Consider the following 21,137-nt stretch of genomic DNA (forward strand, 5'->3'; position numbering starts at 1 on the left):
CTCGTGGTTATGTCCAATGGTAGAGCCAGCAACGATACAATCTTGCGATATTTTGAACCGTTTTGCGCTTCAGCTGCTATGCGTTTGGGTGGAATTTTCAATCGCCTGAATGAGAGCCTTCTCTCGCAGCATATTCTTGTGCTTAAGGCGCATTTTTCGGCTGAGCTCGCGGGCAACCGAGAGTTTTCCGAACGCTTCCCTGACCAGTCTGAGGTTCTGGTCCTTAACAGCGAGAACTTGAGCAAGTTCGACATTTAGTTCGGTTTTTTTTCGGCCTACCCACGCGTTCCATGCCACATCCGCGCCGATAGATCGCATTTCAAAGCGCGCATTACCAATTTCACAGCTTTCCAGATATCGGCTGTTTAACTCTGCGATCTCGGTTCGCAATCTGGCTTCTTGTAAGGTTAACTCACGAAACTCTTTTTGCTTCTTCTCGTATTGAACCTCAAAGATTCTCTCGATGTCTAGAAGTTTCTTGTTCAGCTTCATACGCGGCCCCTTGCTTGTCGGCGCATCGCTTCGGCAAAGCGGATCGCGGCGGCCACTGCGGGGAAATGGTCGGGTGTTATGATGTCGCCGATATCTGTTGTCGCGTAGAGCGCCCGTGCCGTGGGTGGATCACTGTGGAGCGGAACATTTGCGTCGGTCGCAGCTAAGCGTATTGCTTTGGCTATCTCGTCGACCCCTTTCGCAACACATACCGGTGCCTCACCCGGCAGTCTGCTCCAGGTCAACGCGATCGCATAGTGAGTGGGGTTGACGATAACAACGTCTGCGGTTGGAATATCGGCCATCATTTGGCTTTGTGAAATCAGCATGGCCCTCTGGCGGCGCTCTTGCTTGAGATGTGGATCGCCTTCCGAGCTTTTCTGCTCGTCTTGGATTTCTTTGCGCGACATCCTGTTTTTTCTTAGATGTTCGAAATGCTGCCAAATCGCATCTACCGCCCCAATACCTGCTGATACCAAGACGGCGATTAACAGAAAATCCAGACTGAGTTTGACCATAAGCGCGATGGCGGTTTGGTGGTCGGTTCGCAAGACCGCAATAATTTCTGCCATGCGGAACGTAAAGAACGCGGCCAAGCAGGTTGAATATATACAAAGTTTTAGAAAACTCTTGCCGAACTCAAATAACCCGTTTCGCCCGAACTTGTTCTTTGCATTTGAGATGATGGAAATCCGAGACAGCTTTGGCACCAGCTTTGACGGTGCAAATACCAGTGCCTTTTGGGCAAATATTGCGGTGACAACAAAAACGGCTGGCAATCCAAAGATGGGCAGCATCGCTAGAAAAATGATCGCCAACAAACCGCCTGATATGCTGAATGCAGACCCTTCAAAAAATATCTGTATCAGGTCCGGCGCTTGTTTTTGTAAAGAGACCAATGCCGTAGCCAAGTGATCTACCGAGTTTTGGCCGATAAAACTGATCGATATGAATAACCCTGCGTAAGCGGCCGCGGTAAAGAGGTCCGTTGATTTAGGGACGTCGCCCTTCCTTCGAGCCTCGGCAAGCTTTTCCGCTGTGGCGTCAAATGACTTTTCTTGATCATCATCCTGATCACTCATGGTCGTACACGGAACGGGTTAAGGATAAACATGTTCAGTGCTTCCAACCACGTTTGCAGCAAGACGGGCGTCGCAATGCACAAGATAAACAAGCCGCCCGCGGTGATAAGCGGGGCCCCGACAAAAGCGACCATCAGTTGGGGCATCGCCTTATTTATCACACCAAGGGCCAGATTATATAGCAGCGACAGCACCACAAACGGAGCTGCAAGCGTAAAGGCGAGGGAAAACGCCAAACTGATCTGGTGCACGCCCCACATCGATAGATCCGCTGCGTTAGGGAAAACCCCAAGCGGCAACATTTGATAAGAGAAAATCATCAATTGGGCTGCTTTGACATGAAGGCCGGTCGTGACGGCCAATGCGAAAGCGGCAAAAACCAAGATATAGCCCATCGCTGGAACCGGTTCTGACGCCGCGCCGCCCAAAATCTGTGACAGAGATGTTGATTGGGCGGCAATGGACCCCGCCGTTTGAAGGGCAAGGATAAACATCCGCAGACCGATCCCTAGCATAAGGCCGTTGGTGGTTTCGGCTAACGCTTGACCAACATAAGTCCCGATATTGTTCGGGCTGGGTGTGACCGACACTGCGGGCGCGACGATTAAGGTGAACGCAATTGCGACAATTATCTTGACCCGCGTCGGTATAATCGACTCTCCAAATGCAGGCATCACTGAAACAACGGCACCTACTCTTAGAAAAACGATGAAAATATGCCAGAAACTGTCACCTAAAAGCGCTTGCAAGGGCTCCAGTGCAGAAATCATGCTTTAACAACGCCAACCAATGCAGGACGTGCTTCGGGGCCGATCTCTTCAAAGGAAAGAACAGGGTTTGATATTCCGCGGGATTGCATGACGGTTTTCAAAAACCTTCGTCTTTTTGTATTGGTCACAACTGCGGCGAAAATACCGTTATGGTTGGCCTCGGATAGGCATTCCGCAACGCCATCAGCAAGGTTGTTGAACACATCTGGGGGCAGAGCAATGTCCAGACTTCGGTCGGATCCAATCTGATATTCTTCAAACCGCTGTTCCCATTCGGGGTCGAGCTGGACGAGCGGCAATGTCCCATCCGGGCGCCGCAGTTCTGCAACAAGCTGAAAGCCTAGCTTTTGACGGACATGTTCACAGATCGCCTGAATTTGCGAGTTACTGGCCCGCGCCTCGGCAATCGACTCCAATACCAACGGCAGATTGCGGATGGATACTTGTTCGTCCAGCAACAGGCGCAAGACATTATGCAAAACATCGATGGGCACCTTGTCGGGTATCAGTTCGTCTAGAAGTTTTCGGTTCGCCTCGGAACGCGATTGGTCGGACAGGCTTACCATTTCCGTAAGGAGCCTTCGAAGGGACTTGAGCGTCAAAAGCCTGCTGAAATTCTGTTTAACGACTTCGAGAAGATGTGTCGCCAGGATCTCTGTCGGTGTAACAAGGGTGATACCAGCAAGGGCCGCCTCCTCCTGATCGCGGCTGTTAATCCAGCGGGCGGGGGCCCCATACACTGGCTCTTGCGTATCTTGTCCAGCAGGTAGGATATCTTTATCATCTGGTGCTAAGGCAAGCACTTGGTCGGCATTGAGCCGAGATCGGGCTTGCTCAACCCCCTGAATTCTTATGACATATGTGCCGACTTCTAGGTTTGGCTGATCAGTAATCCGGATTTCAGGTAAAATGACGCCATAAACCGAGGCGATATGGGTGCGCATGTTTCCAATTCGTGCATCCAGCCCTGTGCCGGGGTCTAAAACCATGTTGATCAAGTCTGGTGCAAACTGGACATGAATATCATCCAATTCCAGAATGTCGCCTATTTGCTTTGGCTTTGCGACGACGGGTTCATCTTCATCAAGAATCTCAATCGGGGCAGGGGTTTTTGCAGCCTTGTGACTTAAGAACGCGGCGAGCGCTAAGGCGACAGCCCCAGACACAAATGGCAAAAAGGGTAAGCCGGGAATGGCCGCAAAAATCAACATAAGAACGGCCACTGTCCCGAGCGCTGCGGGAAACCTTCCTAGCTGACTAAGCATTGCGACGTCTGTCGCGCCAATTGTTCCGCCTCTTGCCAACAACAATGCCGACGAAACAGATATGATGACGGCTGGTATTTGCGTTACCAAACCGTCGCCAACCGTCAAAATCGCATAGGTCTCAAACGCTTTTCCGATTGGCATGCCATGAACGATTGCCCCCATGACCAAACCGGCAATCAGGTTGAGCAATGTGATAAGTAAGCCGGCAATGGCGTCACCCTTGACGAATTTCGAGGCCCCATCAAGAGAACCAAAGAACGTTGTTTCAAGCTGTTCTTGCTCTCGACGTTGCCGTGCTTCTTCGTGGGTGATCGCACCGGCTGACATATCGCTGTCGATTGCCATTTGCCGACCTGGCATGCCATCCAATGCAAATCGCGCTCCGACCTCGGCCATGCGCGTCGCGCCCTTGTTGATCACCATGAAGTTGACGATCAGCAGAACCGTAAACACGACCAAGCCAAGAAACACTGACCCCCCCATGACGAATTGGGAGAAGCCCTGAATTACATCACCCGCGGCATCTGTTCCGGTGTGGCCCTGTCCAATAATCAGTTTAGTAGACGAAACGTTCAAAGACAGACGCAACATCAGTGATGCGAGCAAAATCGTTGGAAATGAAGAAAAGTCTAATGGCCGGTCAATGAAGAGGGTGGTGGAGAATATAAGAATTGCCAATGCAAAAGATATCGCCAAACCGGCGTCGAGCACCCAGGAAGGCATCGGTAGAATCATCATGATAATGATTGCCATCAATGCCATTGCTAGAAGAACCGTAGGATTGAAGAGAACGCTTTTCTCTACCGGCCTGTTCAATGAAGGTATCCTTGCTTCGGTTTGCATTGAGCTGCAGAATATTCGCCAAGATATGCGTGCGCGAATGATCGAGGTATGTGATCGCGTGCAATGGTGAACAGAAGAAAAAAGATTTCGGTCTGCAACTCATCAGCGTAGTTAACTTTACCTAATCAACTTTTCTAAAGAATCTCTAAATTCTTGTGCTGAGTTTAAGGTCTCTTCAGCGGTGGGTACGTTGATGTCCCTACTGGCAGAGTTGTTTTGCGAGGCGAGCTCTGCGAAGGGGCCAGTGTTAAATGCAGGTGATACAACCGCATCCGCTTGATCACGGGTTTCGCGGGTATTTGAGGTTCCGAGGTTTGGCGCGCTGGCCACGCCGATTGATGCCATTATGCTATTCTGGCGAGCCGATATTTTATCAATGGTTTGAGGGTCTAGAAGACTTCGAAACCTCTCCTCAATTGGCATGGCAAGCTCAAGAAGCTCAACATCTGATGCGCGTGTGGCCAAGCTATCGAACATAGTATTCGCCATCCGCTCGACCAATACGACGTCTTTGCTTTTCTGCTGCCCCAGTAGGTCATAAGCGCTATAGAACTCCCCCCTTGAAAGAAGTGCGCTAAGTTTCAATGCTGTTAGGCGGCCCTCGTCATCGGTGTCAGCAGCATCAAAAACCTCCATATCAATTACTTTCATTTCTTGAAGAGTTGCAGGTTGCCCTTTTCCAATTTTATCTTCGACAGCTAATGCCAGCGATTTAGTTGTTTTGCTAACGGTAGGCGTTGAATCCTCTTTTTGTGAAAAATTATTGGAAAAAATGTCTGTGAAGTCAGATTTCTCCGCATTCATACTTAATGTTTTTAGAAAGTCCGGAAAAGATGCCGCGAGCTGATTTGAAGCTGCGTTACTACTTTTCCCTTTCCTTATATTATCAATGGATTCTTCTAGAAGTGGATGAATGATATTTCTCAGGTGACGTGGAAACTTTGAAAAAGATAGTAGGCTATCTTTGATACCTTCTTCTGTAAGATCCGATCCGCTACCTTTGTATGTAGCCAGTGCCCAAATCTTTAGACTTGGCGCACAGTTGAGCTGTGATGATACCTGATCTACCTTATCGGATTGACCATATTCAAATAGGTCCGATACCATCTTTAGAAAAGATATTTCTGCATCGTTACCGGTATAATACGGTATGAGTTGGGCGGCTTCGGCACCAAGCCCATTGTGCAAATAATCCAGGATTCTGACTGTATCTTCCTGCTGTTGTGGGTCAATTACCGTGTTCGGATCTTGATACTTCGCGAAGTCTCCGGTGACTATTGCTTCCCCCAAGTTTGCTAGTGTCTCGGTGTCCCCACACTCTGCGGTACCGGCATCGTTTTGTTGTGTAAGCTTCTCTTCAAGAGAGCTTCCGATCTTGACATTTCTAAACTCTGATAGCGGGTTTTTGCTTAGATCAAGGGTTAGCGGCGGAACTTTCTTCAAGCCAGCCTCTGGCCCAATGGGGACGCTTTTTTTCAAAATGCCTTGGGTTCCCAAGCTGCCGATATCGTGAGCAATAGCAGCTTGAAATATTGCCGTACTTTCTGACCGCATGCTGAGCCCTGCGAGGATATCATTGCTTGGAGGCAATGCCTTTACGAGCTCTTTCTCTTTACTTGGTTTAGGTTCGATTGGGTCATTAGGCACGTCCACAGGATTGGGCGCTTTCGCTAGGAGAGGCGTGGTGAGTTCGACATCAGGTGATGCAATGTCGACAACGATCATTCCTGGGGGGGAATCGAAAATCGAGACGCTGCAGTCGCAGTCCAATTCCAATAGCAAAATGCCATCGGATTGATCTGCGGATTGGACCCTCTCTCGTGTGATGCGGTTATATAATTGCGCGAGGTTGAAAGAGTTCTCCGGCCCTTTGACGGAAACTTCGACGAGTTTACCCGAGTGTTTTGCCGACCAAGTCGCTTTCTGGCCCGCGTCGATAACGACGCGGGTAAACCCGCCGTGTTCTCCGGAACGGACGAGCATAGGTTCGGCAAGAACACTTGAGCCAATCATGCCGCTGAAAAGAAAGAGAAAAAGTTGCCTCATGCGGCGACCTGTTTTAACTCTTTCAATGCTTCTTCCAACTCGGTGAACGATGGGCGGCAGTGGGATGGCGTATTTTGGCGCCCGACCTCTATGCAAATGTTTGTCGCGTGATTGTGTAGGTTTGCGACCAGAACTTCTTTGATCAACAGGTAGAAATGGCCGTCTTCCTTGGTAACATCGGCGACCTTTGCCGCGAATGGTCCGACAAGACCGTAGGCTAAGAAGACGCCGAGAAATGTCCCGACCAAGGCACCACCAATCAGCTTCCCAAGAATTTCAGGTGGCTGGTCGATCGATGCCATTGTTTTGATAACACCCAGAACAGCGGCGACGATCCCAAGCGCAGGAAGCCCATCGGCAACCGTTTGAAGAGCATGGCTAGAATGAAGTGAGTGTTCTAGATTGGCGTCCATCCGTTTTTCCAGCACCTCCTCTACCTGATTGGGGTCGTCGTAATTCATCGAAGCTGACCGCATCGTGTCACAAATTAGCGCTACAGCTTCGCTATCCGTTAAGATTTTGGGATACTTCTGGAATATCGCGGATTCGTCTGGAGCCTCGATATGGCCTTCAATCTCAATAGGGTTTTGACGCGCCAGCCGAACCAATTCAAAAAGCAGACATAACAAATCACGATAGTCTTCGTGTTTCCATTTCGGTCCCTTAAATACTTTTCCTACATCCTTAAGAGTGTGCTTGACTGCTGGAAGGTCGTTACTGATCAGGAAGGCTCCTGCAGCGGCACCACCGATCATGGTAAATTCGAAAGGTAGAGATTTCAGGATGATTCCCATCTTCCCGCCTGCAGCCAAGTAGCCACCGAAAACCATCACGAAAATCGTAATAATACCAACTATGCCGATCATGTTATACTCACTGTTAATTTTCGAGGTAGGGCGAAGCCGAGATCATTTATTGCTCATCCTGATTTCTTTGCGTTCGCGTTGCGGCCAGCAAGGATGACGCTGATGGTGTAAGCAAACTCCGGCTTAAGCCCGGCCATGATATTTGCAGCAGCATCAGGGCGCATGCGGCCCAGAAATCCGGCCGCAAATTCAGGTTTCATCGCCTCAAAAAGTGCGGCGGCATCTTTGGGCTTCATATTCTCATAGACAGTCGTAAGGCGTGCGAGATCATCTTCAGCCGCATTGTTGGATAATGCGAGTGTGTCGCGCAGTTTCTGTTCGGCAATTGCGATCTGGTCAAGCCGCTCATCAATTCTCTGGGCTGCATCATCAAGAGCGCGCTGGCGGTCTTCTTGGGCCTTTTCACGCGCGGTTAACTGCGCTTGTTTTTCTTGCAAAGTTTTTAGAAGTTTTCCCAAACGATCCCGCTGAGTTCCTGCGGGTGCCCCGCCTTCTTTAGGCGTTTCCAATTGCATTGGTTCGGACGTAGGCGTCACATCCTGCTCGGGTGTTTGGGCAAAAGCTGACCCGGCACTTAATGTTAACCGCGTTGCCGCAGATCCCACGAAAAGTGCGATAATAAGCGTCAAAGAGCTCACGTCGCGAAACTTTAAGGCGTAATGATAAAGCTTCATTGGTCTTCCTTCATTTTGGAATGGCGCATGAACATCGGCTCTTGTTGAATCTCTTTAGCGGTGCCGTTTTTGGGAAGTTTGCCAGGGTTCGCCGGTGCCGTTTCGAGTTCTGGGATATCGTGCAGCGATGCCATCCTCAACTCCATACGCCTTGAGCTTTCTTCGGCCTTATCGGTCAGTTCCAATAGGGTAGTTGCCGAAGTCGCAGCGGTTTCTTGAGCGGACGATAAGGTCTTTGTCAGGTCGTCGACCCGTGACGAAAGGACCGCAACGGCACCGCCAACGCCCTGTTCCAAGCTATTGAAATGCTTTAGGCGCTTGCTCAGTATGAAACAGTAGAATGCCGCACCCAATGCACCGGCAGCGAGCAATATGTCTGCGATTAGCCCCATTGCGGCCCCCTCATGTGAAAACAAATTCCATAACAAGCAATCTATTTACGCGATCTTCGCCGAGTACCATTTCGACTCGGTACAGCATTTGTGTTCTCAATCTAACGAGGATGGCCGGATCGTCGAAATCTTCGACCCTTACAGCGCGTAAGTAGGTATTTAGAACATCTGTGACACGTGGGATCAGTTTCTCAACATCTGCTTGGTAACGCGACGGCACTTCTAATTGGGCGCGAAACCGCAGATGTTTGGATTTTGAGGGTTTTCGCAGCGAGATAACCAGCGGCTCAATTGGGATATACGCAACATCGTCAATTGGCGAAATGCCCTCTTCCTCGACCTCAGCCGAATCGTCCGGAGCTGCTCCCAGAATGGTCCCGCTCCAAGTTAGGTAAAAACCTGCTCCCCCTCCGACAAGCGCGAGAACAACGCTCAAGATCAAAGGTAGTTTTGATTTTTTTGGCTCTGCTTCTGCTTCTTCGGAATCGGTTTGTGTCATAGTGGCCCGCTTTCTTGTTGAAAGCTGTATAACCCTGATTGCACTAACCGATTATTAAGCCAGTTGGTCCATTTGTACTTCAAGTACCGAGCAGAATGTTTGGGGAGATGGAGAGACTGTGCAGCAATTACTGAACATCTGGGTGAACCTCAGTTTGGGGAAGCAAATTACCATCGTGGGCGCAACGGTTTCGATGTTTTTCGGCATAATGATGATGTCGAAAATTGTGACATCTCCCAATTTGACGCTGCTTTATTCGGGGCTGGACAGCGGTGCGGCAGGTGATGTCGTGCGTGCGATAGAACAGCAAGGCGTCGCCTTTGATGTCCGTGGCGGTGCAATATTCGTCGATTCAACCATGCGGGATGAGCTGCGTTTGACCCTTGCCAGTGAGGGGCTGCCGGCTAATGGAAACAGTGGCTATGAGCTGCTGGATAATCTGACCGGATTCGGCACGACATCGCAAATGTTTGATGCAGCATATTGGCGTGCAAAAGAGGGCGAGCTTGCGAGGACCATCGTTGCAAGCCCGCAAATCTCGCAGGCCAGGGTTCATATTGCCGGAACAGGTTCGAATCCTTTTCAAAGAAGCGTGACGCCCAAAGCGTCTGTCTCTCTGAAGCCCAATGGGGGCCAGATATCAACGGCGCAGGCCAAGGCGGTTCGCTACCTTGTCGCATCGGCCGTGGCAGGACTGGACCCTGATGATGTGTCGGTTATCGATTCGAATGGCAGTTTGGTAGGGTCAGGTGATGATCCTGCGCCTGCTATTCAGGGCGATGACAAGGCGGCTGTTTTGCGGGACAAGGCCGAACGTCTTTTGGAGGCGCGCGTAGGCCCAGGAAACGCAATTGTCGAAGTGAGTGTAGAGACGGTTACCGAAAGTGAATCGGTACGAGAGCGACGGTTTGATCCTGACGGGCGGGTTGCAATCAGCACCGAGACAGAAGCGCGCAACAATAGTTCCTCCGGTAGCGGTGACGGCGCGGTGACGGTCGCAAGTAATCTGCCGGATGAAAACGGCGCGGGCGGTGGCGGTGGTTCGTCATTAACCAACTCCGAAACACGTGAGCGGGTTAACTACGAAGTTTCCGAAACTGAGCGAGAGATTCTGCGCGCCCCGGGTGCCATCAAACGCCTGACGGTTGCTGTTTTGGTTAACGAAGAATCCTCAACCAATGAAAACGGCGAGCAAGTGGTGCAACCACGAAGTGAAGTTGAGCTGGAAACCCTCCGGGAACTTGTTTCATCTGCAGTCGGCTATGTAGAGGACCGCGGCGACATCATTACGATCAAGTCAATGGCCCTCCAATCCGTTACGCCAGCGGGTACTCAGGCAAGTACATCCTTGGTTGATAGGCTAAACCTTGACTTGGTTTCCGCTATTCAAATGGCTGTTCTCGGGCTTGTTACGATCATCTTGGGTCTCTTTGTTGTGCGGCCACTTTTGAGTAAGGCTCCCGATATGACCGGCTCTGCTGGGCCACCCGCGTTGCTTCCTATGGGTGCGAATGGCCAAACTGAAGGAGGAGGCCCTCCATTGCCGGGTGAGATGGCTCAAAATTTACCTACCTTTGATCTGCCCGGACTAGATGGCGAAGTCGACAACAATTTTGGCGGCGCGCTTCAGCAATCAGGTGCAAACCCGGGTCAGGATAATCCGGTTGACCGACTCAGAAATATGATCGGGGACAAGCAAGAGGAGACAGTGGAGATTCTGAGAACCTGGCTCGAGGAAAAAGAGGAGAAGGTGCAATGACGCTCGCGCATTTATACGATGAGTTCCAAGAGGAACTCGAAACAGATGGCATGAACTCCCCTCAGTTGGCGACCACCGCCGAGGAGAACCTGCAGGCGTTTGAGAATGGTTATCAATCCGGCTGGCAGGATGCCACAACCGCACATGGCGCGGAGCAAGAAAGAGTACTGGCTGAGTTGACGCAGAATTTTCAAGATATGCAATTCACGTATCACGAGGCGCGGAGCAAGCTTTTAGTTAGCCTTCGCCCGATCGCCACCGCGATGCTGGAAAAGTTGCTTCCTGGTGTTTCACGAGAAGCGTTACGTTCAAATTTGATCGAGCAAATTAGTGAAGTGCTAGCCCAATCTACCGAAGATTCTATTGAAATTAATGTGGCACCAGAGAGTTTAAGCGCAGTTCAGGGAATTGTGGATAATCAAAAGGATCTCCCCTTTACCATCAAAGAGAATGCTGATCTTGGTTCCGCGCAAGCTGATCTGAGATCTAGCGGACTTGAGCGCCACATTGACATTGATGATATGTGCGAGCGGATCACTCAAACCTTATCGGCCTTTGTCGAACAGTCTGGTTCGGAGGCTTCCTATGGATAAGCCCGCCTCCACCTCCCACGCCGCGTCCGATCCGTCTAACCCCTTCACATCAGTACCGATAGAAGTTCTGGTATGCGTTGGAAAATCAAGGCCCTTTGTCAGAGATCTTGTTTCATTCGGTGAAAATGCCATTCTAACGTTGGACCGTCGGGTCGATGACCCCGTTGAATTATACGTCGGTGACAGGCTTATCGCGAGAGGCATTCTGGAAGAGCAAGAGGGCGAGGCATCGGATCAACTGACAGTTCGACTGACCGAAATCGTTGATATGCAATCGGTTATATGATCCTGCGCATTAAAATTGTTTGCCTGCTTGGTGCAGCAGTACTTTTTGCCCAAGCAGCACCGGTTGCAGCACAGGACATCGCCTTTTCGCTCGGCGATGATGGATCGATCTCTGCGCGAACTGTTCAGCTATTTCTTTTGTTGACCGTACTGAGTGTGGCTCCAGGTATTGCAATAATGGTGACCTGCTTCCCATTTCTAATAACGGTTTTCTCTATTCTCAGGCAAGGTATTGGACTGCAACAGTCGCCGCCAAATATGCTAATTGTAAGTTTGGCCTTGTTCCTAACGTATTTTGTTATGGAACCAGTGTTCTTAGCAGCGTGGAAAAACGGAATTCAGCCCTTAACTGCGCAACAAATAGATATTGAAACAGCATTCCTGCAGTCTGTCGAGCCGTTCAAACTTTTTATGGTCTCTCGAATAGATATTGATACGTTTTCAGCACTGTCCGATCTGAGATACAGTAGAGATTCCAATAACTTGGATGAACAGGCACCTTTGTCCTTACTTGTTCCAAGTTTCATGCTCTCCGAAATAACACGCGCTTTCCAAATCGGATTTCTTATATATCTGCCATTTCTCATAATTGATTTGGTCGTCGCTGCAATTTTGATGTCTATGGGGATGATGATGGTTCCACCTTCAGTGGTTTCACTTCCTTTCAAGCTTGCCTTTTTTGTCGTCGCAGATGGATGGAGTTTGATCGCGGGGAGTTTGGTTCGGAGCTATATGTGAGCTTCTCTGATATTATTCGTATCATTCAGGGTAACGGTTGATGAAATTGCTCCTGTGGGTGGAGCACAGTTGAGCTATAATTTTTCTTGGTTTAATATTTCTTAAAGGATTGGGCCGGAATGAAAAAATCAGAGCTCGTTCCTGCGAATTTCGTAGCTCACAGTTTCGGGCTAATGATCTTAAAGTTGTTAAACAATGTTTCTCTACTAATTATCGGACTAACATTTTTCGACGCTTTCGGACTTGAGAGCGCAGGGTTAGTACTCCTTCTAATTCTGTGGTGTGAAACGACTGGAAAAATTTTAAAATCGGTTATAGGTGGAAAAATTTCCTTACAAAAAAATATGGCATTTATGGAGCGTCATGTATTCGGGATTTGGAGATTTTATGTGTCGGGTTCGGTGATTTTTGTAGTAATATTGAGAGCAATATACCTCAATGACATATTCTCACTTTTTATTATTTCCACATATTTCTTGGTGGATGTTTTTTGGAATCGGCGCTTCGTCACTACGCCGAGAAATTTGGTGGTCGCCGCATACTTTCGTAGTTCGAGATATATATTGTCTGCATGCGTTTACTGGGTTTTGATTGGTATCGGCTTCATAACCGTCGAAAATATGGCGACCATTATCTTTGCGCCATTAGTGATTTTCGTGCTCGTTCGATGGGGCATTTTTTCTTCACTTCCTAATCAGGAAAATGCGCACGGAGAAAACCCTATAGTATCGAGTTCTCTTGCTAGTTTTGTATTCAGCAGGATGGATATTTTAGTCGTGCCAATCTTTTTGGATATGCAAGATTCTGGAGTATACCTAATCGCGAGGACGTTCTCAATGACCATGCTGCCATTACTCAATTACTTCCTTAATAGGGGGAAATCTGTTTTGGTTTCAAGCCTGAGTTTCGGTGGTAAATTTGACTTTATAGAGTCGACCGCTATGCTTAATTTGGGGATATTTTTAATTGGTGGCGGTTGTTCGATGATCCCTCTCGGATTAGGAAAGATCTATGCACCGGTTTTCGGTGATGAGCAGCAGTTGTTTTCTTTATGCGTTTTTCTATTTGTTGCTAGCCACTATTGTAAAAGCTTACTTGGAGCGTGTGAGGAAATACTTGAGTTAACCGCAGGAAGGAAAGAGTTGATTACCCTTATATCAATAGCGGTTCTACTTTTTCTAGCCTTTTGTTTCTACCCGGATGATCTACAGGTCCGAAGCTTGGCTTTGGCCGCTTCTGTAATGCATGTCGGTCTGGCCGTAGTGTTGGCGATCATAGTAGCGTTTAGGTTTGGTATTTGGCCTGGCCCAACCGCATTACTATTTGGCCAAATCCGACTGTTTCGATAAACGTATTGCGATGCCTGGGCCATACCGTGTGGGGGCTGGAGCGGATATCACGGAAAGAGCTGAGCAAATACTGCCCTGTGCCCCAAGTTCCCTCCAGCCTTGCGCGAGTCCTTGGGGTTAAATATGTGAACTCAGGCGGCCATTTTGTCCATCGTCTTTCTCTTCAGGAATGAATAGCCCCTAGTTTCCTAGGTGTCCGCAGGAATATCCGGAATGGATTGCTTGGTCTCTGTTGGGCCAGTTTGCTTTGATCGCAGAGGGGGCGGTTGGGCCTATATTGAGATGCTGAGAAGGAACAACATGAACTTGATCTTCAGAATGCTACAAGTTGGTTGAGTTTACTCGTGTCTTGAGCCGTTGAATTGTCTGTTATAAAGTGCCAGGAATAATCCATTTTGAGATAGTAACTCACTTTGAGTTCCCTGCTCTACCACCTTTCCCTTATCGATGACCACGATCTTGTCGGCATGTAAAATAGTTGACAGCCGATGGGCAATAACGATTGTAGTTCTGCCTTTAGACAGCCGTTGCAAAGCTTCATTCACCAAAAACTCTGCTTCGGAATCAAGGGCGCTGGTTGCTTCATCTAAAATCAATATCGGGCTGTCGCGCAAGATTGCGCGGGCTATAGCAATACGTTGCCGTTGACCACCGGAAAGATTGCCTCCGTTTTCTCCAACATCTGTGTCATATTGTTGCGGCATACTTTGAATAAAGTCGTGAGCATTTGCAGCTTTGGATGCTTCTATAATTTCTTCATCCGTTGCATTTTTTCGCCCCAGCGCGATATTTTTCTTTAAAGTTCCGCCAAACAAAAACGTATCCTGTCCGACAAAGGCCATTCTGTCCCTTAGCGCTTCGAACGAGGCCTTTCGCAGATCGCAACCGTCGATCTCGATGCAGCCCTCTACAGGGTCATAAAGGCGTAAGATTAGATTAATGATCGTCGACTTACCACCACCGGACGGGCCTACCAATGCAGTCGTCTTGCCCGCCTCAAAGGCTACATTCATGTCGCTTAGTAACGGATTGCCATTTTCATACTGAAAGCTCACATTTTTGAATGTTACTTCACCGGGACCTTCAGGAAGAGGTACTGCGTCTTCTGCTTCTTGAACAGCTATGGGCGTGTCAAGAATTTGATACATTAGTCCGACGCCGATCATTCCAGCCTCGATGGTTACTCGCATTCTCGCTAATCGCTTTGCCGGCTCATAAGCCATCAACAAAGCTGTGATAAATGACATTAGTTCTCCGGGTGAGCTTGAGCTATCTCCAAAAAAGCTAATCGCGCTCAAAGCTACTACAGCCGCGATTGCAAATCCCGATAGAGTTTCCATCAGTGGGCTGGTTGCCGCCTCAAGCCGCGCGATAGCATTTGCCCTACTCTCAACCGCGCCGACTGCATCATTCATTCGAGTGGCCATTTGATTTTCCAAAGCAAATGCCTTGACCACACGGATGCCAATAGATGTCTCCTGGATGACCCTAATAATCTCTGCCATGGAAGCCATTTCAGCTTCCATAATCTTGCGCACATAGGTCAAAATTCTACGCACACCTAGAATGGCGATCGGGCCAAAAACGAGGGAAAAAAGCGACAGTATTGGTTGTTGATAAATCATCACTACGATGAGCCCAATAAGCGTAAGCAAATCGCGAACAAATCCTACCACAATAGTATCGATTACAGTGCGCGCGGACTGTGCGGAATAGGTAACGCGCATAAGCAGATCTGAAGAAGTGCTAGTGTTGAAAAAGGACACCCCATGTTCGAGAATCCGGTTGTACAATTTACGTTGTTGTGCAGCTACTATGCTATTGCCGGCACGACTAAGTGAGACAACCTGTATGTATGTAGCCAACCCCTTTGTGAAGAAAATTAGTGCAACGGCACCAGCAACTGCAAACACCCTTCCGCGGCTCTCTGTGTCCGTCATTGAGTCGATAATATCGCCCATAATCCATGCTGTGAGCGCTGTTGTCGCAGCAATAACCACCATGGCGGTCATTGCGATGCTGTAGTTGAAAGATTGCAACCGGAAGTTCTCACGAAGCAACCGTACAATCATTTTGCTATTTATTGTGGCTGTTAACCTTTTCAGCATGTTAGCGGTGCTCTGCTTCCTTTAGAGTAAGTGGGACAGCTAATGCTGAATATAGGAGCTGTAAAGAGCTGATTGTAGCCTACTATGGGCCGTAATTTTGGAGGCCACACTCATTACTCGGAAACCAAACAGCCGCAGAAGCGCGTCGCGCGCTTGAGCAATTTGAGGTCTCCGCGCACGCCGTGCTTGTCCAAACCGACAATGAAGAATATGAAAACCACACCCGCAAACTCTAGTTATGAATGAGGGAGCCTCGGGGGGCAGGTCATCGGTGACAATCACCATTCGCTGCCAAAATACGTCATTTACGCGTCGGTGAGATCACAGATCACACCCGAAAATATATTGAAAACAGCAGTTTTGATACTATGACTGAGCATACATAATTTACAACGGTGCATAACGTTTCAACGTACCAAGAATTCGGCGTGAAGCGCTCCAGCAGCTTTGATGCTTTTAAGAATGTCGATCATATCTCTGGGGGAGACACCTAGTGCATTGAGGCCCGCGATCACCTCTGACAGAGAGGTACCGCTGGGAATATCGGCCAAACCTATCCCCGGCTCTTCTATGATATCTGCCTGCGTACGGGGGACGGCGAGCGTCTCTCCCTCCGCAAACGGATTGGGTTGGACTATGACAGGCTCCTCTTGAATCCTTACTGTCAAGTTGCCTTGCGACACTGCCACACGAGAGATACGAACATCTTCACCCATAACAATTGTGCCGGACCGTTGATCCACGACAACGCGGGCTTTGCGCTCCGGTTCCACTGTTATGTTTTCAATCCGGCCAAGTGCATGCGCGACAGAACCCATATTTGTATTTTCAATATCCAGTTGGACGGTTCCGCTATCCAGCATAATTGCGACACGTCTTCCGAAATTTTTATTAATTGCAGCTTCAATTCTGCTTGCGGTTGTGAAGTCGGCTTCTCTTAGGGCAACCCTTAGATTCATCAGCGCGGCCAATTGAAAGTCAATCTCGCGCTCGACACGCGCGCCTGAAGGGATGACACCGGAGGTAGGGACACCTTGCGTAACCTGTCCTGCGTCACCTTCTGCAACAGCGCCGCCAGCGATAATTGTACCTTGAGCGACGGCGTAAATTTCGCCGTCAGCAGCGTTAAGGGGGGTCATAATAAGGGTGCCGCCCATCAGACTTTTGGCATCGCCGATCGCCGAAACAGTGATGTCGATCTGGTTGCCCGTCCTTGCAAATGCCGGCAATGTCGCAGTCACAAATACAGCCGCGACATTTTTAGGTCTAAATTGTTCACCTGTTACGTTTACGCCCAGACGCTCCAAGATATTTGTCATTATATCTTCGGTGAATGGCGCGTTACGCAGCCCGTCACCGGACCCATCAAGCCCGACGACAAGGCCATATCCGACCAAGTCATTCTCGCGAACGCCATCGAAGTTAACGAGATCCTTGATCCGGACTGGCCCAGCATAGGCAGGAATACTCAATAGAAGCAGGCAAAGAAACGCTATGCACTGACGCATCATAGGAAGTTCGCCAGTGACAGTTTCGACATTCTCACGGTGACTGAATAGATGCTTTGCAGCTGAAATTGGACTTCTTCCAGTTTTGTTGCGGCCTCATAAGGGTCGGCCTGTAAGAGGGCTGATTTCTCGAGTTCAATTGCGCTCATCTCGGTAGCATTTCGTGTTGCGGCGCTATCTAACCGTGCTTCGAGAACCCCGACCTCTGCCCTTAGTGATGTAAGTGAATCACTTGCGCCAAGCAGGGAAGTGCCAGCGCGATTAAAGACCTCGGAAATCTGTGTTTCATCAAGGTCAAAGGCTGGATCGTTGGCGAGGGCAGCCACACTTGCAAAAAGGAGTGATTTTTTAAGTTTCGGGTCTGTTGCGCGGATATCAAATGTAACCTGGTCTGTATTAGAAAGCCGCACGTCCGAAAGAGCAGTGGATCCGCCCCGGTAAAACGCGAGATCATAGCCGGTTGGACTGTCGAACCAGGCTTCAGCTGCGATAAACATATCATCAGGGTTCGCTGCCCCAGACATCGCAGTCTTTAACTCAGAAAGCAGCACATCAGAGGTCTCTGTCGGGGACCTGTCGGCTGCGGCACCGCCAAACATGCTACGCCCGGCCGACGTGGTGTTGAGTACGCCGACGAGCGCATCGACGGCGGCTTTGGACTCTTCAGTGGTACCGCCCGAGGTTGCGCCGATGGCGCTTACGACCAAGCTGTTGGCAAGTTGCGCACCCACTTCTTGAAACCGGCCGAGCGTTGTTTGGATGTTGCCGGCAAATATGCCCGCCTCGGTAGTGATTGCTTTGTACCCATTCAGAACCTCGAGGTTCCTCTCTACTTCTGTCAAATAGCTATAGTTTCCTTTTATGGCCTGGCGTACGTCAGCAACTTGCCCAGTGGTAAGCTCCTGCGTTAGGCGTGCCATCTGTTGCTTAAGGTCGGTACTGCGCTGCCGCAGTACGAAGGACTGAGCGAGATCTCCGATAGACATATTACTCATATTTATAGCCCCAGTAGTGTTTGCATTAGTTCATCGACGGTTTGGAGCATGCGTGCATTTGCGGCAAAGGCTTGCTCTACCAGCATAAGTTTTTGCAGCTCCTGATCGCTGTCCACGCCTTGACCGAGCAATCGTTCGGTCAGTTCAGAAACTTGTGCGGCGTTAAAGCTCAGCGTGTTTTCAGCGCTGTCCCTTTTGACCGCATAATGAGACGTTACCGTCGAAGCCAAATCAATTGCGGCGTATGTTCCCCCGGCGAAAAGCCCGCTTGACGAGGGTCGCGCTACTGTCAGCGCATCAATCAATCGGTTCAGTTGGGCCCCATCTCCGGCATCGCCTGTTGTGGCAGCGAGTAATCCATCCCTCAGTCGCCAGGCTTCGCCACCTTGCTTCGGATCGACGGCTGCGTTGATTGTCATGCGCCGGGCAATTCCGATTTCATCAGCAGCGTCAAAGGCACTACCGTTGTCGGTGAAGAGGCCAGGACTGGTTGCGGTAAGGGTCAAATCTACTGCAGGATCTTGAAAACGTTCGATGAGATCACGGGCCATTGCATCAAGCTGGCCTTGCGCCTCGACTGCGATATCGTCCCGGATTTTAAATTGTGCCGCAATGGATCCACCGGAAAGCCCGCCATTGTCTGACGCAGTGCTGATCGCATAGCCATTCACGGTGATCCCCGACAATGTCCCGGCATTTACGTCATGATAAGGTGTGACGGTGTTGGTTCTGTCAAAGCTGACTTCAGCAGCTGTACTATCAAGCAGAATAACGCCACCCGATGAATACAAAGCAACTTGCCCATTGTCGCGCGGTACGGTGCGGACCGGGATAAGAACGCTGATCTCGTCGATCAGCATTTGGCGCTGATCCAAAAGCGCGTTATTCTGCCCGCCCTGAACCTGCGATTTTGTGATCATTCTGTTCAATGTATGAACTTCTGACAGTGCTGAGTTCAGCCGGTCAACCTGAATGCCGATCGTTCGGTCGGCGTTGGTTCGGGATTTTTGCAGCGTTTTCGAAGCTTTAACAAAGCTGTCTGACAGATTGCGAGCCGACGCCACAGCCATCGACAATCGCTCCGGTGCGTCGGGCCGGCTTGCGGCAGTGAGCAGGTCTGTTTCTAGCGCAGCCATCTGCGCAGTCAGCGCGGTTGGTTCGTCAGGCGAGCCAAATATGTTTTCGACGGTCGTATAGATGCCGTGGAGCGTCGAGGCGTTCGCATTCGCGGCATCAGCCAGGCGCTTGTCCTGGGCCAAGCTGTCATTCATTTGACGGCTGACGCCACTGATCCTGACGCCGCCATAAGTAGAGGACGCATTCGAGGAAAGTTCCAGTATTCGCATACCGTAGCCCGGCGTCAGCGCATTGGAAATGTTGGCCGCTATAACTTCGGACCCACGGCCAGCCGCTTGAAGACCTAGCATCGCGTTTGATAGTGCCCCGGTAATACTCATATTAACCTCGCGTTCACTGTGTTGGGATGCTGATTACCTATGATCAGCGTTTGATATTCGTGGTTTCCTGAAGCATCTCATCAACCGTTTGGATAACTTTCGCATTTGATGAATAGGCGCGTTGTGTGCGGATCATTGTCGTCAATTCAGTCGCCACATCGGTTGTGGATTCTTCGCGGGCATAGCTCTTGATGTCGCCTGTCGGCCCGTCACCTGCATCCCAAAGAAAATAGGCACCGCTTTCAGGAGAGATCATGTAGGTCTGCGCATCCAGGGATACGAGCCCCTCGGCGTTTGGCAGATCAACCAGCGGGATTTGATAAATTGTTTTGCGCAACCCATTGTCATAGAGCACATTTACAAAACCATTTGCGTCGACTTCTACTGACGCCATATTACCAACCGGAGAACCGTCTTTGGTGAGCGCAATAGGTGCAAAGCTGTCTGACAATTGCGAAAGACCGGTTCCGCTATTGATGGCCCCGATGTTAAATTCGATCGGGCCGCTGGCGGCATTGATAACCATAGCGCCTGTTACCGGGTCATAGCCGCCGCCTGATACTGTCGTGACGTTGGCGATCGTGCCCCCAGACGTGCGGCTGTCATCAAATGTGATTACGTATTCGCCGACCACTGCGCCAGCTTGGGCCGAATCCGTCAAAATGGCAGTCCATTCATTTGAAGCGCCCGTAGCGGGGACCGTCGGGGTGAACTCCATCGAGATACTTTTCGAGGTCCCAAGGTTATCGAAATACTCGATCGACAGCACTTGCGACTCACCCGACCCGGTTGCCTCGGTCGAGGTTGCTGGCAAGTTCAAACTCATATTAACTTTGGTTGTGGGGTCCCCACTGAGGCTGAGTGCAAACTGCACCGGGCTGAGCCCGTCGTTCGTATCGCGCGGGTAGTTCGAAACACTGCCGTCTTGATTTGCGGGCCACCCGAGCAATAGCAGGCCGGTTTCTGTTGTTAGCAATCCATCTGAATCCAGTCTAAAGGACCCCGTCGTTGCAAGCATCATTTCACTGCTGCTGTCGCCGCTTGGATCAGCCTCGAATGCATTTTTTGTGGTGACCGGCAAAAAACCACGTCCACGCACGGCAAGATCGGTTGAGTTCGACGTGCTGATCACAGCTCCGCTTTCGCTTACCAACCGGTTGGAAGAGGCACGTACACCGCCTGCAGTATAGCCGCTGATGCCGTCGCTGAGCACCAGTGAGTTAAAATCCGTGACGACGCGTTTGTATCCATAAGTGGATGAGTTCGCGATATTGTCTGAAACGGAGGCCAAACGCGTTGCGTTGGCCTGAAGTCCCGCAACCCCTGCGTTGAGCGAAGATGAAATTGTCATGCGCTAGCCTTTCTATTGTTCCAATCGACGTTGGTTCAACACATAGGCGCTTCTCACTTAAC

Annotated in this window: 19 protein-coding genes; 5 read left to right on the forward strand and 14 right to left on the reverse strand. The window is 49.9% G+C overall.

Translation table 11 applies throughout. The features are described 5' to 3' along the window. Nucleotides 1–69: 69 nt before the first annotated feature. The 9 genes from BM347_RS10450 to BM347_RS10490 form a co-directional block, all read right to left on the reverse strand. Nucleotides 70–492: a hypothetical protein gene (locus BM347_RS10450; RefSeq protein ID WP_093916404.1), complete on the reverse strand. Its 423-nt coding sequence runs from the start codon at nt 490–492 to the stop codon at nt 70–72. After that, the gene (flhB, locus tag BM347_RS10455) at nt 489–1,574 is read right to left on the reverse strand and encodes a flagellar type III secretion system protein FlhB (protein ID WP_093916405.1); all 1,086 of its coding nucleotides are present in this window, start codon (nt 1,572–1,574) and stop codon (nt 489–491) included. The genes BM347_RS10450 and flhB overlap by 4 nt, the downstream gene beginning before the upstream one ends. After that, nucleotides 1,571–2,344 (reverse strand): flagellar biosynthetic protein FliR, encoded by a 774-nt coding sequence (locus tag BM347_RS10460; protein ID WP_093916406.1) that lies wholly within the window; start codon nt 2,342–2,344, stop codon nt 1,571–1,573. Before BM347_RS10460 ends, flhB begins: the two co-directional genes overlap by 4 nt. Further along, complete coding sequence (flhA, locus tag BM347_RS10465) at nt 2,341–4,455, reverse strand: flagellar biosynthesis protein FlhA (RefSeq protein WP_093916407.1); 2,115 nt, start codon at nt 4,453–4,455, stop codon at nt 2,341–2,343. The genes BM347_RS10460 and flhA overlap by 4 nt, the downstream gene beginning before the upstream one ends. A 117-nt stretch (nt 4,456–4,572) precedes the next feature. After that, nucleotides 4,573–6,501 (reverse strand): hypothetical protein, encoded by a 1,929-nt coding sequence (locus BM347_RS10470; RefSeq protein WP_093916408.1) that lies wholly within the window; start codon nt 6,499–6,501, stop codon nt 4,573–4,575. Continuing rightward, a complete protein-coding gene (motA, locus tag BM347_RS10475; protein WP_093916409.1) occupies nt 6,498–7,367 on the reverse strand; it encodes a flagellar motor stator protein MotA in 870 nt (289 codons plus the stop codon). Before motA ends, BM347_RS10470 begins: the two co-directional genes overlap by 4 nt. A gap of 53 nt (nt 7,368–7,420) precedes the next feature. Beyond that, a complete protein-coding gene (locus tag BM347_RS10480; protein ID WP_093916410.1) occupies nt 7,421–8,041 on the reverse strand; it encodes a MotE family protein in 621 nt (206 codons plus the stop codon). Beyond that, nucleotides 8,038–8,433 (reverse strand): hypothetical protein, encoded by a 396-nt coding sequence (locus BM347_RS10485; RefSeq protein WP_093916411.1) that lies wholly within the window; start codon nt 8,431–8,433, stop codon nt 8,038–8,040. The genes BM347_RS10480 and BM347_RS10485 overlap by 4 nt, the downstream gene beginning before the upstream one ends. A 10-nt stretch (nt 8,434–8,443) precedes the next feature. Beyond that, a complete protein-coding gene (locus BM347_RS10490) occupies nt 8,444–8,932 on the reverse strand; it encodes a flagellar basal body-associated FliL family protein (protein ID WP_093916412.1) in 489 nt (162 codons plus the stop codon). Between the two features lie 118 nt (nt 8,933–9,050). On the opposite strand from BM347_RS10490, the gene fliF reads away from it, so the two are divergent. The 5 genes from fliF to BM347_RS10515 all read left to right on the forward strand — a co-directional run bounded on the left by fliF (nt 9,051) and on the right by BM347_RS10515 (nt 13,656). Beyond that, complete coding sequence (gene fliF, locus BM347_RS10495; RefSeq protein ID WP_093916413.1) at nt 9,051–10,691, forward strand: flagellar basal-body MS-ring/collar protein FliF; 1,641 nt, start codon at nt 9,051–9,053, stop codon at nt 10,689–10,691. Continuing rightward, nucleotides 10,688–11,284, forward strand: a complete 597-nt coding sequence (locus tag BM347_RS10500; RefSeq protein WP_093916414.1) for a FliH/SctL family protein — start codon at nt 10,688–10,690, stop codon at nt 11,282–11,284. The genes fliF and BM347_RS10500 overlap by 4 nt, the downstream gene beginning before the upstream one ends. Then, nucleotides 11,277–11,570 carry a FliM/FliN family flagellar motor switch protein gene (locus BM347_RS10505; protein ID WP_093916415.1) on the forward strand — a complete coding sequence of 98 codons (294 nt, stop codon included), beginning with the start codon at nt 11,277–11,279 and terminating at the stop codon, nt 11,568–11,570. Before BM347_RS10500 ends, BM347_RS10505 begins: the two co-directional genes overlap by 8 nt. After that, nucleotides 11,567–12,307 carry a flagellar type III secretion system pore protein FliP gene (fliP, locus tag BM347_RS10510; RefSeq protein WP_093916416.1) on the forward strand — a complete coding sequence of 247 codons (741 nt, stop codon included), beginning with the start codon at nt 11,567–11,569 and terminating at the stop codon, nt 12,305–12,307. Before BM347_RS10505 ends, fliP begins: the two co-directional genes overlap by 4 nt. Before the next feature lie 119 nt (nt 12,308–12,426). Further along, entirely contained in the window at nt 12,427–13,656 is a 1,230-nt protein-coding gene (locus BM347_RS10515) for a hypothetical protein (protein WP_093916417.1), read from the forward strand. 338 nt (nt 13,657–13,994) lie between these two features. Here BM347_RS10515 and BM347_RS10520 read toward each other — a convergent pair whose 3' ends face one another. The 5 genes from BM347_RS10520 to BM347_RS10540 all read right to left on the reverse strand — a co-directional run bounded on the left by BM347_RS10520 (nt 13,995) and on the right by BM347_RS10540 (nt 21,075). Beyond that, entirely contained in the window at nt 13,995–15,668 is a 1,674-nt protein-coding gene (locus BM347_RS10520; protein WP_245764244.1) for an ABC transporter ATP-binding protein, read from the reverse strand. 503 nt (nt 15,669–16,171) lie between these two features. Then, a complete protein-coding gene (locus tag BM347_RS10525) occupies nt 16,172–17,272 on the reverse strand; it encodes a flagellar basal body P-ring protein FlgI (protein ID WP_425442460.1) in 1,101 nt (366 codons plus the stop codon). After that, nucleotides 17,272–18,258 (reverse strand): flagellin, encoded by a 987-nt coding sequence (locus BM347_RS10530; protein WP_245764245.1) that lies wholly within the window; start codon nt 18,256–18,258, stop codon nt 17,272–17,274. The genes BM347_RS10525 and BM347_RS10530 overlap by 1 nt, the downstream gene beginning before the upstream one ends. Nucleotides 18,259–18,269: 11 nt before the next feature. Beyond that, nucleotides 18,270–19,724, reverse strand: a complete 1,455-nt coding sequence (flgK, locus tag BM347_RS10535) for a flagellar hook-associated protein FlgK (RefSeq protein WP_093916421.1) — start codon at nt 19,722–19,724, stop codon at nt 18,270–18,272. Between the two features lie 43 nt (nt 19,725–19,767). Continuing rightward, a complete protein-coding gene (locus tag BM347_RS10540) occupies nt 19,768–21,075 on the reverse strand; it encodes a flagellar hook protein FlgE (RefSeq protein ID WP_093916422.1) in 1,308 nt (435 codons plus the stop codon). Between the last annotated feature and the right edge of the window lie 62 nt (nt 21,076–21,137).

This window comes from Sulfitobacter marinus (assembly GCF_900116285.1).
In the GTDB taxonomy this organism is placed as follows: Bacteria; Pseudomonadota; Alphaproteobacteria; order Rhodobacterales; family Rhodobacteraceae; genus Sulfitobacter; species Sulfitobacter marinus.